The 15,732-nt window shown below is 66.6% G+C and carries 13 protein-coding genes; 8 read left to right on the top strand and 5 right to left on the bottom strand.

Features of this window, described 5'->3' with window-relative positions; genetic code table 11:
• Positions 1 to 657, top strand: coding sequence for a thiamine diphosphokinase (locus DW2_RS02190; RefSeq protein WP_038143468.1), 657 nt, complete (start codon positions 1 to 3; stop codon positions 655 to 657).
• Positions 658 to 664: 7 nt separating this feature from the next.
• On the opposite strand, the gene DW2_RS02185 is transcribed toward DW2_RS02190, so the two are convergent.
• A complete protein-coding gene (locus DW2_RS02185) occupies positions 665 to 1,606 on the bottom strand; it encodes a LysR family transcriptional regulator (RefSeq protein ID WP_038143114.1) in 942 nt (313 codons plus the stop codon).
• Between the two features lie 150 nt (positions 1,607 to 1,756).
• Here DW2_RS02185 and DW2_RS02180 point away from each other — a divergent pair, with 150 nt between their 5' ends.
• A complete protein-coding gene (locus DW2_RS02180) occupies positions 1,757 to 3,115 on the top strand; it encodes an aminotransferase (protein WP_038143111.1) in 1,359 nt (452 codons plus the stop codon).
• A 100-nt stretch (positions 3,116 to 3,215) separates the two neighbouring features.
• Here DW2_RS02180 and DW2_RS02175 read toward each other — a convergent pair whose 3' ends face one another.
• The 3 genes from DW2_RS02175 to DW2_RS02165 all read right to left on the bottom strand — a co-directional run bounded on the left by DW2_RS02175 (position 3,216) and on the right by DW2_RS02165 (position 7,958).
• Positions 3,216 to 4,559, bottom strand: coding sequence for a DEAD/DEAH box helicase (locus DW2_RS02175; RefSeq protein WP_038143108.1), 1,344 nt, complete (start codon positions 4,557 to 4,559; stop codon positions 3,216 to 3,218).
• Between the two features lie 422 nt (positions 4,560 to 4,981).
• Positions 4,982 to 6,343 carry a phenylacetate--CoA ligase family protein gene (locus tag DW2_RS02170; RefSeq protein ID WP_238321230.1) on the bottom strand — a complete coding sequence of 454 codons (1,362 nt, stop codon included), beginning with the start codon at positions 6,341 to 6,343 and terminating at the stop codon, positions 4,982 to 4,984.
• Between the two features lie 235 nt (positions 6,344 to 6,578).
• Entirely contained in the window at positions 6,579 to 7,958 is a 1,380-nt protein-coding gene (locus DW2_RS02165) for an L-serine ammonia-lyase (protein ID WP_038143101.1), read from the bottom strand.
• A gap of 346 nt (positions 7,959 to 8,304) precedes the next feature.
• Here DW2_RS02165 and rpiA point away from each other — a divergent pair, with 346 nt between their 5' ends.
• The 6 genes from rpiA (at position 8,305) to DW2_RS02135 (ending at position 14,417) form a co-directional block, all read left to right on the top strand.
• Positions 8,305 to 9,090, top strand: a complete 786-nt coding sequence (gene rpiA, locus DW2_RS02160; protein WP_038143098.1) for a ribose-5-phosphate isomerase RpiA — start codon at positions 8,305 to 8,307, stop codon at positions 9,088 to 9,090.
• A 25-nt stretch (positions 9,091 to 9,115) separates the two neighbouring features.
• Positions 9,116 to 10,468, top strand: coding sequence for a glutathione-disulfide reductase (gor, locus tag DW2_RS02155; RefSeq protein ID WP_038143096.1), 1,353 nt, complete (start codon positions 9,116 to 9,118; stop codon positions 10,466 to 10,468).
• A 55-nt stretch (positions 10,469 to 10,523) separates the two neighbouring features.
• Positions 10,524 to 11,687 carry an FtsH protease activity modulator HflK gene (gene hflK / locus DW2_RS02150; RefSeq protein WP_038143094.1) on the top strand — a complete coding sequence of 388 codons (1,164 nt, stop codon included), beginning with the start codon at positions 10,524 to 10,526 and terminating at the stop codon, positions 11,685 to 11,687.
• Positions 11,684 to 12,619 carry a protease modulator HflC gene (gene hflC, locus DW2_RS02145; RefSeq protein WP_420340827.1) on the top strand — a complete coding sequence of 312 codons (936 nt, stop codon included), beginning with the start codon at positions 11,684 to 11,686 and terminating at the stop codon, positions 12,617 to 12,619. Before hflK ends, hflC begins: the two co-directional genes overlap by 4 nt.
• Positions 12,619 to 12,810, top strand: a complete 192-nt coding sequence (locus DW2_RS02140; RefSeq protein ID WP_038143090.1) for a DUF2065 family protein — start codon at positions 12,619 to 12,621, stop codon at positions 12,808 to 12,810. The genes hflC and DW2_RS02140 overlap by 1 nt, the downstream gene beginning before the upstream one ends.
• A gap of 134 nt (positions 12,811 to 12,944) precedes the next feature.
• Positions 12,945 to 14,417, top strand: a complete 1,473-nt coding sequence (locus DW2_RS02135) for a DegQ family serine endoprotease (protein ID WP_038143088.1) — start codon at positions 12,945 to 12,947, stop codon at positions 14,415 to 14,417.
• Positions 14,418 to 14,466: 49 nt separating this feature from the next.
• Here DW2_RS02135 and DW2_RS02130 read toward each other — a convergent pair whose 3' ends face one another.
• Positions 14,467 to 15,705, bottom strand: a complete 1,239-nt coding sequence (locus DW2_RS02130) for an MFS transporter (protein ID WP_038143085.1) — start codon at positions 15,703 to 15,705, stop codon at positions 14,467 to 14,469.
• Positions 15,706 to 15,732: the final 27 nt, after the last annotated feature.

Raw genomic sequence — 15,732 nt, 5'->3', positions numbered from 1 at the left:
ATGTTCAAACGCATTGTCCATTGCTCGTCCGGTGTAACCCTGCTTGGGGCCGGGGAGGTCCGAGCGGCCGATATCGACGAAGCTTTGGCCCTTGCGCCCTGCCTTGTCGCGGCCGATGGCGGGGGCGATCACGCGCTCGCGCTCGGCCATGATCCGCACGCCGTCATCGGCGATCTCGACTCTCTCTCGGCGCAGGCGCGCGAGCAGCTGGGATCCAGGGTCCATCACATCGCCGAACAGGACAGCACCGATTTCGCCAAATGCCTGCAGCGGATCGAGGCGCCGTTCGTCCTCGCGCTCGGCTTCACCGGCTTGCGGCTCGATCACACATTGGCCGCGATGACCGACCTGGTGCGGAGCGACGCGCGGGTGGTGATGTTCGCCGATCAGGAAGTCATTTTCCGCTGCCCCCCCGAGATCGCCCTCGATCTTGCCCCGGAGACGCGGGTCTCGCTCTATCCCTTCGGCCCGGTCACCGCACGTTCCGAGGGGCTGCACTGGCCGCTCGACGGAATAGCCTTCACCCCGGCCGAGCGGGTGGGCACCTCGAACCGCGCCACCGGTCCGGTGCGGATCGCGCTCGAGGGGCCGGCGCTCCTGATGTTGCCGCGCTCGGAGCTTCACGCGGCGCTGCTCGGGCTCGGGCTGCCCGGCTGAGGCGCGCTCAGGCTTTCTCGACCCGCAACGCCCCTTCGAGCCAGGGCGCTTCCGCCAGCGCCGGAGCGACCACCCTCTCCGAGAGCAGATCGCGCAGGCGCTCCGCAACCCGGCCCGGCCACACCCCCATCAGCCCGGCGCGCGCCGCGAGCACGATGCGCCGGCTGAAGGGCGCCCCCGCAAGAGGGGACAGTTCCAGACCATCGGTCGAGGCGTGATGCACCGCCGAGGGGGTGAGGATCGTCCAGCCCTGCCCCGCCGCGACAAGCGCCAGGATCGCGGGATAGCTGTCGAGTTCGAGGCGGTGACCCGGCGCCTTGCCGCCCCGCGCGAGATGCGCGGCGATCTGGCGCCCCATCAGCGTGCGCTGCGAGTAATGGATGAGCGGCAGATCGCGTTTCCCACCGCCCGCGGGATGGATCGCGATGAAGGGCTCCGACAGGAGCGGATGGATCTCGATCCCCTCCAGCGCCGCACCTTCCGGTTCGGCGGCGACCGCGACATCGAGGCCCCGCGCCTCGAGCTTGCTCAGGAGTCGGTGGCTCGGGCCGGTCTCGAGCTCGAACCGGCACGAAGTCAGTTCCTCGGCCATTCCGGCGAGCAGAAGCGGTGTCACCTCGGCCTCGAAATCCTCGACCATGCCGAGCCGGAAGCTGGTGAGCCCGGACGGATCTGCCTGCCCGACACCGGCGCGCCCCCGCGCGAGTTCGTCGAGCATCCCCTCGGCATGGGGCAGGAAGGCGCGGCCCGCCGCCGTGAGCGCGAAGGGCCGGGCCGAGCGATCGACCAGTTCGGCCCCAAGAGCCACTTCGAGCGTCGCGAGCTGCTGGCTCACCGCCGGGGCGGAGACCCCCAACCGGCGCGCGGCCGCGGTGATCGCGCCTTCCTCGGCCGTCGCCACGAAGACCTCGACCGCCCAGAGGCTGATGCGGGGATGGGGGCCGGCCATGGGGAGGGGCTCCGTTGGGAAGGGTTCGCGCGCAGACTGCCCTGCCGGACGCGCGCGCGCAACCCGCACCTGTCCCGGGATCTCACTTCCCATTGACGCGGCCTTTCCCGCGGATAGCCTCATGGGCGAGCGCATATGAGGAGTCGCGAGATGAAAGACCAGAGCTGGCAGGCCCGCGCGGATGCCCATTCCTTCTACGGCTTCACCGATCTGCCCACGATCCACGACCGCGGCACGGTGGTCGTGACCCATGGCGAGGGCCCTTACATCTTCGACACCGAGGGTCGGAAATATCTCGATGCGAATTCGGGCCTGTGGAACATGGTCGCCGGGTTCGACCATCCCGGTCTGATCGCGGCCGCGCAGGCGCAATATGCGCGCTTTCCCGGCTATCATGCCTTCTTCGGGCGGATGTCGGACCAGACGGTGATGCTGTCGGAAAAGCTGATCGAGGTCTCGCCCTTCGCCGACGGGAAGGTGTTCTACACCAACTCGGGCTCCGAGGCGAATGACACGATGGTCAAGATGCTGTGGTTCCTGCATGCCTCGGAAGGCAAGCCGCAGAAGCGCAAGATCCTGACCCGCAAGAACGCCTATCACGGGGTGACGGCGGTCTCGGCCTCGATGACGGGCAAGCCCTATAACTCGGTCTTCGGCCTGCCGCTGCCGGGCTTTTTACACCTGACCTGCCCGCATTACTGGCGCGAGGGCCAGCCGGGCGAGACCGAGGAACAGTTCACCCAGCGTCTGGCGAATGAGCTGGAAGCGACGATCATCAAGGAAGGCGCCGACACGATCGCGGGCTTCTTCGCCGAGCCCGTGATGGGCGCGGGCGGGGTGATCCCGCCCTCGAAAGGGTATTTCCCGGCCGTGGCGAAGATCCTCAAGAAATACGACATCCCGCTGATCTCGGACGAGGTGATCTGCGGCTTCGGGCGCACCGGCAACACCTGGGGCTGCGAGACCTACGCGTTCATGCCCGATGCGATCATCTCGTCGAAGAACCTCACCGCTGGCTTCTTCCCGATGGGCGCGGTGATCCTGGGCCCCGAGCTGTCGGACCGGATGCAGGCGGCCTCGGAGGCGATCGAGGAATTCCCGCACGGCTTCACCGCCTCGGGCCACCCGGTCGGCTGCGCGATCGCGCTCAAGGCCATCGACGTGGTGATGAACGAGGGTCTGGCGGATAACGTCAAACGCCTGAGCCCGCGCCTCGAAGCGGGGCTCGCGCAGATCGCGCAGAACCCCAATATCGGCGAGCTGCGGGGCATCGGCTACATGTGGGCGCTGGAGGCGGTGAAGGATCGCGAGACCAAGACACCCTTCGACGGGTCGCTCTCGGTCTCCGAGCGCATCGCGAATGCCTGCACCGATCAGGGGCTGATCTGCCGCCCGCTCGGGCAGTCGGTCGTGCTCTGCCCGCCGTTTATCCTCACCGAGCCGCAGATGGACCAGATGCTGGAGAAGCTGGAGGCGGCACTGAAGAAGGTATTTGCGGAGGTGGGGTGAGACACCGGGGCGCCGACCGGGACCGCCCGACTCAAGGAACGCGCTTGGACGTTCAATAAACAAAAAAGGCCGCGTCCTTCGACGCGGCCCTTCTTCATCCTCACGAAGCAGCGACGCTGCGCCGCTTCGGACGGCGACGCCGGGGAGCGGCGTTTCCGCCGGCATCGGCCCGTGCGCCCTGCCCTTGCGGTTTGGCCTGCCCCTGCGGCTTGGCTTTTGCGGCGGGTTTCGCGCCACGGCTGTTGCCGCCCTGACGCGGGCCGCCTCGGCCACGGCCACGTGCGGGGCGCGCCGAGGGGCGCACCGCTTCGGTCGGACGTTCGCCGCTCGCGGTCGGGATCTCGATCTTCATCAGCTTTTCGATCTGCAGCAGCAGGCCCGATTCCTCGGGGCCGCAGAAGGCGATCGCCTCGCCCTCGCGCCCGGCGCGCGCGGTGCGGCCGATCCTGTGGACATAGGCGTCGGGTACCTCGGGAAGATCGAAGTTGATGACATAGGCCACGCCCGGGATGTCGATCCCGCGGGCGGCCACATCGGTCGCGACCAGCACATTCACCTTGCCCTCACGGAACCCCTTGATCGCGCGGTCGCGCTGGCCTTGCGATTTGTTGCCGTGGATCGACTCGGCGTTGTAGCCATCGGCCCGCAGCCCCTTCATCAGCTTTTCGGCACCATGCTTGGTGCGTGCGAAGACGAGCGTCAGCGCCCCCATGTCCGCGGAAAGGATCTCGCGCAGCTTGCTCGCCTTCTCGCCCTTGCTGTCGAAGAAGTGCACCGACTGGGTGACCTTGTCGGCCGCCTTGCCGGGAGGGCTCACCTGCACCCGCTTGGGATCGGTCAGGTAGGCCTGCGCGAGTTCTTCCATCTGTTTGGGCATGGTGGCCGAGAACAGCATGGTCTGGCGCGGCGTGCCCAGGCGCGGCGCGATCTTGCGCAGCGCGTGGATGAAGCCGAGATCGAGCATCTGGTCGGCTTCGTCGAGCACCAGGTGACGGGTATAGCGCAGATCAACCGCGCCGCGATCCATCAGGTCGATCAGCCGGCCGGGCGTGGCCACGAGAATGTCGTTGCCGCGATGCATCAGCCCGATCTGGCGGTTGATCGACTGGCCGCCGACGACGGTCGCGACCTTGAGCTTGCTGCCCTGAACGAGCGTGCTGAGATTGTCGGCGATCTGGTTCACCAGTTCGCGGGTCGGCGCCAGCACCAGCGCCTTCACGGTCTTGGGCGAGGGTTTGCCCTGCTCGGCGAGCAGCTTGTCGACCAGCGGCAGGCCGAAGGCCAGCGTCTTGCCGGTGCCGGTCTGGGCGAGGCCCAGAACGTCATGCCCCGCCAGCGCCAGCGGGATCGCCTGCGCCTGGATCGGGGTCGGTTGGGTCAGTTTGGCGCGCGACAGCGCCTTGAGAACGGCCGGGGCAAGCCCCAGCGTGGAGAAATCGGACAAAGCCTATCCTTTATAGCCGCCGCCCCGGTCTGGAACGTACGGACATGGGCCCGGCCGCAAATCGCGGCACGGAGCGAGGGTTCGCGAAAGCCTCTGGATCGACCCGGGCGCGTCCCGTGTCATCCGGCCTTGCGTGTCAGAACCCTGCGTGAATGGGAACTCGGGGAGGTGTCGCCGGTGCGCCCGAAAGGGGCGCGGCTTGCTCACGCGGCAGCACGGCGATGTGTTCGATATGAGACCGCGGCGGCGATAAGTCAAGGGAAACCGCAGGAGGGGGCGGAGGCAAAGCACTGCTTGGCGCGCGTTTTTCTTGTCTCCGGCAGAACGGCGCATGCCTGCATTCAACAAGGCGCGCCCCACGAAAGCGGAAGTGAACCCCGCCGAGCTGCTGACCCGCAAGCCGACCGGGCGATGTCCTCATGTCATGCTCGGGGCTGCGCGCCTCGCAAGGGCAGGACTTCGTGGAACTTGCCGCTCGCGGTGAATTCGGGCGGTGCCTGACTTGCTCGCACCGAGACCTCCTCCAGCCCGTTATCGCGAAACACCCGTTTCACCGCCTCGATGACCTCTGCAAAAACCTCCCCCGCGACCGCGTCGTCGGCCAGCTGTATCCGCAGCTCGAAATCCCTCTCGCCGGTCTGGACCAGCTGAACACGCTGGGCATGGTCGTGCTCCAGATCGAAGACGAGCGGAGACAGCGTCACGTCGCCCACACGAACGAGCGTCGCCTGACGTCCTTCGACCTGAAAACTTCGGAAGGGCGAGCCACAGGGGCAGGCGTCCACGTCAAACCGGACGCAATCGCCCAGATCATACCGGATGAAGGGTTGGACCTCGTTGGCAAGCACCGTCAGGAGCACGGTTTCCGACAAGGTGCCGTCGGGAACCGGGCGCATCTCGTCGTCGACCGCTTCGAGAATGACCCAGTCCTCGTTCACATGCTTCCGCCCGTGGCTGCATGTGAACGAAAGCGCCAGGCACTCGGTGGAGCCGTAGAAATCGGCGATGCCATATGTGAGCGAGGGGAAGGCCCGCCCGACCCGCATACGAAGCTCGTCGGTAAGTGTCTCGCCTCCCGTACTGAAAAGCGCGGGCGCGATCCGCAGCCGTCCGGCCTCCTTTTCCCTGACGAGGATGCTGAGCATGCTGGGGTAGGTCACGATCCAGGCGACATTCGGGATCGCATTGAGCTTCTCGACGAGCCGGTCGATCGGTTGCTCGGCCTCGATGAAGGTCAATCCCAGACCCTTCGCCAAAGCCGGGTTGAGCCGTCGCACCAGCTTGTGGAACCCGTTGCCCGCGAAGTGGCCGTTCCCGCCGGTGATCGTCACCCGCACGCCAAGCTTGCGGACGTCCCGGATGAGCCTCCAATGATACCGCTCGAAGCGCGCCATCATGATCCCGTAGTAATACTCGACGAAAGATGAAGGCAGGACGATGATCGCGGGTTCTCCCGATGTTCCGGAAGTCTGGAAAACGGCGACATCGCTGATCGGCACGCCAACGTTGCTGATATCCCGAAGGTGCTCACGGACCTTCTCGAGGGGGAGAGAGCGGATCGTCAGCCAGTCGTCGAATTCCCGCATGAGATCGAGCTTGCGGGTCACGGGCAGGTCTTGCAGTTCGATCTCGTCTGAGGGTCGCAGATCCGCATAGAGCCTGCGGAACAAGGGAGAGTCGCGGCGCGCCTTTTCGACGAGATGCCGCAGGTTGCGGATCTGCTTGGCTTCAATGCGCTTGCGTCCGCCCCAGGCCGTCCAGCGCGCGCCGGCCAAATATCCCAATGCTCTGAGGAGGCTTAAACGCATAGGTCCGGCAATGCCCGTTGATATTTCCAGCGTGAAGGATTTCAGCGTAACCCATGCTCGTCGCTCACACAATTCGTGAACGCGAGCGAAGAGCTGCCGCTGAAGGGCCCTGCCCTGTTCAAACGGGTGGTCTCGTCTTGCGGCGAGGGTTTCGCGGACTTGTTTCGCCCCCCTGAACTGGCATGGCTCGCGGCACTTCCAACCCGCCCCCTCAGCAATTGGGCACGTTCACCGCCAGCCCGCCGAGGCTCGTTTCCTTGTAGTGTTCGTGCATGTCGCGGCCCGTTTGCCGCATCGTCTCGATCGCCGCATCGAGGGGCACGAAATGTGTGCCGTCGCCGCGCAGCGCGAGGCTCGCCGCCGACACCGCCTTGATCGCGCCCAGACCGTTGCGCTCGATACAAGGGACCTGCACCAACCCCTTCACCGGATCGCAGGTCATGCCAAGGTGGTGTTCGAGCGCGATTTCGGCGGCGTTCTCGATCTGCTCGGGGCTGCCCCCCAGCACCGCCGCGAGCCCCGCCGCAGCCATCGCCGCGGCCGACCCGACCTCCGCCTGGCAGCCGCATTCCGCGCCCGAGATCGAGGCATTCGTCTTGATCAGCCCGCCCACGGCCGCCGCCGTCAGCAGGAAGTCCGGGATCTGCTCGGAGCGCGCCTGCGGCACGTGATCGAGCCAGTAGCGGATCACCGCCGGCACCACGCCCGCCGCGCCATTGGTCGGCGCGGTCACCACCTGCCCGCCGGCCGCGTTTTCCTCGTTGACCGCCATCGCATAGGCCGAGATCCAGTCATTGATCTGATGCGGCGGAGCGAGGTTGCGGCCCCAATCCTCGCGCAGCGAGTCATGGATCGCCTTCGCGCGGCGCTTGACCCGCAGCCCCCCGGGCAATTCGCCCTCGGTGCTCAGACCGCGCTCCATGCAATCGCGCATCGTGGCCCAGATCCGGGCCAGCCCCGCGTCGATATCCTCATGGCTGCGAAAGCGCGCCTCGTTGCGCCGCTTCATCTGCGCGATGCTCAGCCCCGAGCCATGCGCCATCGTCAGCATCTCGTCGGCGCTCTTGAACGGATAGGGCACGGGGCTGGGCGCGTCGCGCGCCGCGTCATCGACCGCGGCGAGCTCGGCCTCGGTGCGCACGAAACCACCGCCGATCGAGTAATAGACCTCGTGCATCAGCACGTCGCGCTGCGCGTCGAGCGCTTCGATCACCATTCCGTTCGCATGGCCGGGCAGCGCGGGTCCGTAATCGAAGATCAGATCGCTTTCGGGCGCGAAGGCGAGCGGCGGCAGCCCCGGCGGCTTCAGAATGCCATCGCGGACGTTGGCGGCGAGGATCGCCTCGGCGGCGTCGTGGTCATAGTCTTCAGGCTCGACCCCCGCCAGCCCGAGGATCGTCGCGCGGTCGGTCGCGTGGCCCTTGCCGGTGAAAGCCAGCGATCCGTGCAGCCGCACCCGCAGCCCCTGCGCCGAGAAGGGCGATCCGCGCAGCGCCTCGAGAAACCGCGCCCCCGCGACCATCGGCCCCATCGTATGCGACGAGGACGGCCCGACGCCGATCTTGAAGATATCGAAGACGCTCAGAAACATCCGCTTCCTCCTTGCCCGGTTTCCTCCACTCTGCCCTCGCCGGGGCCGCCGCTCCGGTTTCGAAACGACATGCGCGCGACAAAACAGGCATCGGCGATAGGTATTTGGATCCATTTCTCGACCGCTTCGCGCGGAAACGCAACGCGCTCGCCTCTGCGCCCTTGCGCGAATGCCCGCCGGCTCCGGCCGTCTTCGGACGAAATGCCCCCGGGGTCAGAAGACGGTAGCGCCGCGTCGCGGCGCCCCCGGGAGACGGAAACGCACCCTCCGGACCCGCCACAATTACCCTCGCACCCTTGGGCATGATTGCCTATAACCGGGGCAACCAAGCTTCATGGAGTAACCGATGGCCGCCGAACTCTCCCCAATCGACAAGGCAAAATTCGTCGCCGCCCGCCGGGCCGTTGATCTCATCGAGGACGGGATGCGCGTCGGGCTCGGAACCGGCTCCACCGCCGCCTGGATGGTGCGCTGCCTGGGCGAGCGCGTGCGCGAGGAAGGGCTCAAGCTGGTGGGCGTTCCGACCTCGGCGCGCACCGCCGATCTGGCCCGTCAGGTCGGCATCGACGTGGTCGCGCTCGACGAGGCGAAATGGCTCGACATCACGATCGACGGGGCCGACGAGTTCGACCCGGCTCTGAACCTGATCAAGGGCGGCGGCGGCGCGCTGCTGCAAGAGAAGATCGTCGCCACCGCTTCGGATCAGATGGTGGTGATCACCGACGCGTCGAAGGAGGTCAACCATCTGGGCGGCTTCCCCCTTCCGGTGGAGGTCATCCCCTTCGGCTGGCAGACCTCGCGCGCGCTGATCGAGGAATTGCTGGACTCGATGGATGTGCTCGGTCGCCAGACCAGCCTGCGCCTGAACGGCTCGGAGCCCTATGTCACCGACGAGGGCAATTACATCATCGACCTCCATCTCAACCGGATCGGCAATCCGCGCCAGCTGGCGCTGGTGCTCAACCAGATCCCCGGCGTGGTCGAGAACGGCCTCTTCATCGACATCTGCGATCTCGTGATCATCGGCGGCACCGACGGGAAGGTCGAGATCCGCGACATCAACGAGGGCTCGGTCGCGCATGACACGATCGAGTTCGCCGAGGAGGAAAACATCTTCCGCGATCTCGACTGAGGCAGGACAAGGACAGCTCTCAGACATGACTTTCGATTACGATCTCTTTGTCATCGGCGGCGGCTCGGGCGGCGTCCGGGCGGCCCGCATCTCGGCCACCCATGGCGCGAAGGTGGCGCTGGCCGAGGAATACCGCATGGGCGGCACCTGCGTGATCCGCGGCTGCGTCCCGAAAAAGCTGATGGTCTTCGCCTCGACCGCGCCCGACGCGATCGAGGAGGCCCGCGCCTATGGCTGGGACGCATCGGTCGGCGCGTTCGACTGGCCGCGCTTCCGCACCGCCCTCGATGCCGAGCTTGACCGGCTCGAGGCGATCTATCGCCGCGGACAACAGAATGCCGGGGTGACGGTCTATGATCAGCGCGCGACCGTTGCGGGGCCGCATGAGGTGCGCCTCGCCGATGGCACGACCGTTTCGGCCAAGCATATCCTCGTCGCGACCGGCGGGCGTCCCTTCGTGCCCGATTTCCCCGGCTGCGACCTCGTGATGACCTCGAACGAGGTCTTCAAGATGGAGCGACTGCCCGAACGGATCCTGATCGTGGGCGGGGGCTACATCGCCTGCGAATTCGCCTGCATCCTGCACGGGCTGGGCGTGAAGGTGACCCAGTTCAACCGCTCCCCCCTGCTGCGCGGCTTCGACACCGAGGCGCGCGACCTGATCGTCGATCAGATGGGCGCGCGCGGGATCGACATCCACACCCATGTCGTGATCACCAAGATCGAGAAAGAGGGCGACGAACTCGTCGTCACCTGCGGCGACGGGCGCGAGGAGCGGTTCGACGCGGTGCTCTATGCGACGGGCCGCACGCCCAATACCGAGGGGCTCGGGCTCGAGACGGCGGGCGTCAAGCTCGGCGAGCGCGGCGAGGTGATCGTGGACGAATGGTCGCAGACCAATGTGCCCTCGATCTTTGCGGTGGGCGATGTGACCGACCGGATCAATCTCACCCCGGTGGCGATCCGCGAAGGTCACGCCTTCGCCGACACGATCTTCGGCGGCAACGCGCGTCCCTCCGATCACGAGATGGTGGCCTCGGCGGTGTTCACCCAGCCCGAATTCGGCACATGCGGGATCACCGAGAAAGAGGCGGAAGAGCGGGGCAATACCGAGATCTACGTCTCGACCTTCAAGCCGATGCGGTCGGGCTTTGCCGGCTCGGATGCGCGGGTGCTGATGAAGCTGATCGTGTGCCGCGAGACGCGCAAGGTGCTTGGCTGTCACATCGTCGCGCCCGAAGCGGGCGAAATGATCCAGATGGTCGCGATCGCGATGAAGATGGGCGCGACCAAGGAACAGTTCGACGCGACCTGCGCGGTCCATCCGACGATGGGGGAGGAACTCGTGACGATGCGTAACCCGGCCCGGCATTATTGAAATCACGAAGATGATACCCAACTGACCGAGAAGATAACGGAAAGGTGAGGAGCACATGAGCAACGGAGGCCCGTGGGGCAGCGGCGGTGGCGGGGATGACCGCGACGATGGCCGCGAAGACAACCGTCCCGGTCAGCGTCGTCCCGGAGAGGGCGGGCAGATTCCCGAGATCGAGGAATTCATGCGCAAGGGATCGGAGCAGCTCAAGGTCCTGATGGGCGGCAAGGGCGGCGGTGGCCGCTCCAACCGGCCCACGGGCGGCGGTCCGGGTGGTGCCTTCCCGGTCAAGCTTGCCGTGCTCGTAGGGATCGTCGCGGTGGTGGCGATCTGGCTGGCCTCCTCGCTCTACAAGGTGAACCCCGAAGAGCGTTCGGTCGAATTGATGTTCGGCCGCTATTACGCGACCAAGGGGCCGGGCCTCAATCTCGCTCCCTGGCCGTTCATCACCTATTCCAAGGTGCCGGTCACCCGCGAACAGACCGTCGATATCGGCTCGGGCCGCGCGGGCACGAACGATACCGGGCTGATGCTCACCGGCGACCAGAACATCGTCGATCTGGAATTCCAGGTGGTCTGGAACATCAACGATCCGGCGAAGTACCTGTTCAACCTCACCGATCCGCAGGACACGATCCGCGCGGTCTCGGAATCGGCGATGCGCGACATCATCGCGCGCTCGAACCTCGCGCCGATCCTCTCGACCGCACGCGGCGAGATCGCGGCCGACCTGCGCCAGGCGGTGCAGAACACGCTCGACAGCTATGACGCGGGCATCAACATCGTGCGGGTGAACTTCAACCGCGCCGACCCGCCGCGCGAGGTGATCGACAGCTTCCGCGAAGTGCAGGCCGCCCAGCAGGAGCGTGACCGGCTCGAGAAGGAAGCCGACGCCTATGCCAACAAGGTGACGGCGGGCGCTCGCGGTGAAGCCGCCCAGCTCAAGGAAGAAGCCGAGGGCTACCGGGCCCGGATCGTCAACGCCGCCGAAGGTGACGCGGCGCGCTTCAACTCGATCCTCAAGGAATACGAGAAGGCGCCCGAAGTGACCAAGCGGCGGATGTACTACGAAACCATGGGTCAGCTGCTGTCGGGGCTCGACAAGATGGTCGTGGACACCAAGCAGGGTGACGGGGGCGTCGTGCCCTACCTGCCGCTCGACCAGCTTCGCAAACCCGCCCCGAGCACGACCGGCAACACCAATACCGGAGGGAGCAACTGATGCGCGGACCTTTCGCACTAGCCGTTCTGGTGATCCTGATCGCCCTGGGGCTGAACTCCTTCTTCGTGGTCGACGAGCGCGAGAAAGCTCTCGTGCTGCGTTTCGGCGAGGTTCAGCAGGTCAGGACCGAACCGGGTCTGGGCTTCAAGATCCCGCTGATCGACATCGTCATGAAATATGACGACCGGATCCTGAGCCTCACCACCCAGCCGCTCGAGATCACCCCCGAGGACGATCGCCGCCTCGTCGTGGACGCCTTCGCACGCTGGCGCATCGTCGACGCGGTGAAGTTCCGCGAGGCCGTGGGCGGCGGCGGCGAGCAGATCGCCAAGAACCGGATCGACGGCATCCTGAACAACGCGATCCGCGAGGTCCTGGGTTCGGTCCCCTCGACGGCCGTTCTGTCTGACGACCGGACGCCGCTGATGAACCGCATCCGCGATCTGGCCCGGCGCGAGGCCGCCTCGCTCGGGGTCGACGTGATCGACGTGCGGCTTACCCGCACCGACCTGCCCGAGCAGAACCTCGCCGCGACCTATGGCCGGATGCGGGCCGAGCGCGAACGCGAGGCCGCGGACGAGCGGGCGCGTGGCGCCGAGGCCGCACAGCGCGTGCGCGCCACCGCCGACCGGACCGCGGTCGAGGTGACCTCGAAGGCCAAGAAGGAAGCCGAGATCGTGCGCGGTGAAGCCGATGCGGAAGCCAACAAGGTCTACGCGGAAGCCTATGGCAAGGATCCGCAGTTCTTCGCCTTCAACCGCGCGCTGCAATTCTACGCGCAGTCGATGAAGACGCAGACCTCCTCGCTGGTGACGCAGCCCGACAGCCTCTATTTCGACTATGGTCGCTTCCTGCGCTCGATCGGGGAAAACCCGGGGCCGGAGACGGGCGCCGGGCGGGGTAGCGCATCCGCGGCGGCGACGGGCCAGTGATGGCGATGCTTCTGACCGGTCTGGGACTGGTCCTTGTGATCGAGGGGCTGGCGCTTGCGCTGGCCCCTTCGCGTATCGAGGCCGCGCTCGATCTGCTGCGCGCCATGTCGCCCGGCCAGCGTCGCATGCTGGGCCTCGTGGCGCTCTCCGGCGGCGTGGCGCTGCTCTGGACGATCCGCCTCCTGGGCTGAGCCTGCCCGCCCCGCGACGATATTTCCCGCCTTCGTGGCATGGAAAATCTTCCCATCACGCCCCTGCGCTCCTACATTTCACGAATACGGGAGGAAAAGGCCGGCGCGTGTCGGCCCAATAAAGGGAGAACCTCATGAATTTCGCCACCGCCCCCGGAGCCTCGCTGCGTGCCGTCTTCAGCGCCGTCATGCTGGGCGTCGCGCTGAGCTGCGCCCCGATGGCGGCCCCCGCCTTCGCCCGCGCCGCCCCCGAGAGTTTCGCCGATCTCGTCGATCAGGTCTCGAATTCGGTGGTCAACATCACCACCTCGACCACGATCGCGGCGCCGACGGGCGACGTCCCGAATTTCCCGCCCGGATCGCCCTTCGAGGATCTGTTTCGCGATTTCGGCCTGCCCGGTCCGAACGGTCCCAACGGCCCCAACGGACGGGGCGCGCCGCGCCGCTCGAACGCGCTCGGCTCGGGCTTCGTGATCTCGGAAGACGGCTATATCGTGACCAACAACCACGTCATCGAGGATGCCGACGAGATCGAGATCGAATTCTTCTCGGGCCGGCGGCTCGAGGCGACGCTCGTGGGAACCGACCCCAAGACCGATATCGCGCTTTTGAAGGTCGAACCCGAGACGCCCCTGCCCTTCGTGAATTTCGGCAATAGCGACAAGGTGCGCGTGGGCGACTGGGTGATGGCGATGGGCAACCCGCTCGGACAGGGCTTCTCCGCCTCCGCCGGCATCATCTCGGCACGCAATCGCGAACTCTCGGGGAGCTACGACGACTATCTGCAGACCGACGCCGCGATCAACCGGGGCAACTCGGGCGGCCCGCTCTTCGACATGGAAGGCGAGGTCGTCGGCGTGAACACCGCGATCCTGTCGCCCAATGGCGGCTCGATCGGGATCGGTTTCTCGATGGCCTCGAACGTGGTCTCGAAGGTCGTCGATCAGCTCATGAATTTCGGCGAGACCCGGCGCGGCTGGCTTGGCGTGAAGATCCAGGACGTGACGCCGGACATGGCCGAGGCGATGGGGCTCGACAAGCCCGAGGGCGCGCTGGTTTCCGAAGTGCCCGATGGGCCCGCGAAAGAGGCCGGGATCGAGGCGGGCGACGTCATCACCTCCTTCGATGGCGGCGAAGTGAAGAGCACCCGTGACCTCGTGCGCCGCGTGGCCGACGCCCCGGTGGGCGAGAAGGTCCGCGTGGTGGTGCTGCGCGATGGCGAGAGCAAGACGATCCTCGTCACGCTGGGACGGCGCGAACAGGCCGAGGGCGAAGAAGCCCCGGCGGAAGTTCCGGCCCCGCAGGAGGCCGAGAAGGACATGCTCGGCCTGACCGTCACGCCGCTCACCGACGCGATGCGCACCGAGCTCGGCCTGACCAAGGAGGCGCAGGGCCTGATCATCAAGTCGATCGACGAGACCTCGACCGCCTATGAGAAGGGTTTGCGCACGGGCGACCTGATCACCGAGATCGGGCAGCAACCCGTCGCCACGGTCAGCGATTTCGAGGCGCGGGTTCAGGACGCGAAGGATGCCGGGCGCAAATCGGTCCTGCTGCTGATCCGCCGCGGCGGAGAGCCACGTTTCGTCGCGCTGCCGGTCGAGTGATCCACGGCGATACCGGCCAGTCAGGGCGCTCCTCCGGGGGCGCCCTTTTTCATGCCCAGGCTTCGCGCGCTCCTACCCGGCGCGCGGCGATCGCGAGACTGAAGGACGCGGCCACGCACCACGCCGCCATGCCCAGCATCTGCGTGGGCAACCCCACGCCCATATCGATAAGCACGCCGGTGATGCCCGGCCCGATTGCGGTGGAGAGAACCATCGAGGCCACGATGATCGCGCGGATGCCGCCGAGGTTCTTCAGCCCGTAGACCTCGGGCCAAAGCGCGCCCATCAGCGTGCCGGTGAAGCCGTTGCTGATCCCCAGAAGCAGCATGAAGACATAGATCCCCCAGACCGGCGTCACCAGCGCGACCGTCAGCGAGGCGAGCATCAGCGGCCCCAGCACGAAGGGGAGAAGGCGCAGCGCCCCGAACCGGTCGATCAGATGGCCGCAGACGAAGCCGAAAGCCACGGTCGCGACGGACATCACCGGGAAGGCCGCCGCGAAGGCGAGATCGGAATAGCCGCGCAGCTCGGTCAGGTAGCCCTGATGGAAGAAGATCACCGTTCCGATGAAGGGCGGCGCGAGCAGCCCCGCGAGCAGCATGTAGAGAACCGGGTCGCGGATGACCTCGGCGCGGGTCCAGTCGCGCGCGGTGCCCGAATTCGTCGCCGCGATCTCGGTCGAATGCGGCACGCGCTCCACGCGCATCAACCCGACGATGAGCGGCAGTCCGACCACGATCAGAAGCCCCGCCGAGAGCCACCAGGCCACATGCCAGTCGCCGCTCCAGCGATCGACCATCACAACCGCGAGCGGCAGGATCGCCGAGCCCGCGGGCTGTCCCGGCACGATGATCGACATCGCGCGGCCCCGGCTCGCGACGAACCAGCGACCGATCTCGGTGAAGGCGATCTCGGTCATCATCCCCTGCCCGAAGAGCCGCAACAGGTAGAGCGCGAGCCCGAGCAGAACGACATTCGGCGCGAAGGTGATCAGCAGGCAGGCCAGCGCCAGGGCGGGCGTGGTGAAGCGCACGACCTTCCAGCCCGGCATCAGGTCGAGCGTGCGCCCGAGCCAGGGCAGCGTCGAGGCGCTCGCGAGCGTCGCCAGCATGTAGAGCGCGCCGAACTCCCCGCCCGAAAGGTGAAAGGTGGCACGCAGCTCGTTGCCCGACAGCCCGATGAAGAAGGTCTGGCCGAAAGAGGAAAACAGCGTCAGCAGGAAGCCCGCCGACAGCCAGCGGGCATTGTCGAGAACGAACCGGAGATTGCTGCGGAAAAAATCAGGCATCGGGCCTCGCATGTGACCTGCCCCTTA

The sequence above is a fragment of the Thioclava atlantica genome, from assembly GCF_000737065.1.
GTDB lineage: Bacteria > Pseudomonadota > Alphaproteobacteria > Rhodobacterales > Rhodobacteraceae > Thioclava > Thioclava atlantica.
Note: the sequence above shows the minus strand (reverse complement) of the source record. Positions and strands in the feature narration are given on the sequence as shown.

What these genes read in the sequence shown, in the direction of transcription:
- DW2_RS02190 (WP_038143468.1), top strand. Translation starts at nt 1, where the DNA reads ATGTTCAAACGCATTGTCCATTGCTCGTCCGGTGTAACCCTGCTTGGG.
- DW2_RS02185 (WP_038143114.1), bottom strand. Translation starts at nt 1,606, where the DNA reads ATGGCCGGCCCCCATCCCCGCATCAGCCTCTGGGCGGTCGAGGTCTTC.
- DW2_RS02180 (WP_038143111.1), top strand. Translation starts at nt 1,757, where the DNA reads ATGAAAGACCAGAGCTGGCAGGCCCGCGCGGATGCCCATTCCTTCTAC.
- DW2_RS02165 (WP_038143101.1), bottom strand. Translation starts at nt 7,958, where the DNA reads ATGTTTCTGAGCGTCTTCGATATCTTCAAGATCGGCGTCGGGCCGTCC.
- rpiA (WP_038143098.1), top strand. Translation starts at nt 8,305, where the DNA reads ATGGCCGCCGAACTCTCCCCAATCGACAAGGCAAAATTCGTCGCCGCC.
- gor (WP_038143096.1), top strand. Translation starts at nt 9,116, where the DNA reads ATGACTTTCGATTACGATCTCTTTGTCATCGGCGGCGGCTCGGGCGGC.
- hflK (WP_038143094.1), top strand. Translation starts at nt 10,524, where the DNA reads ATGAGCAACGGAGGCCCGTGGGGCAGCGGCGGTGGCGGGGATGACCGC.
- DW2_RS02140 (WP_038143090.1), top strand. Translation starts at nt 12,619, where the DNA reads ATGGCGATGCTTCTGACCGGTCTGGGACTGGTCCTTGTGATCGAGGGG.
- DW2_RS02135 (WP_038143088.1), top strand. Translation starts at nt 12,945, where the DNA reads ATGAATTTCGCCACCGCCCCCGGAGCCTCGCTGCGTGCCGTCTTCAGC.
- DW2_RS02130 (WP_038143085.1), bottom strand. Translation starts at nt 15,705, where the DNA reads ATGCCTGATTTTTTCCGCAGCAATCTCCGGTTCGTTCTCGACAATGCC.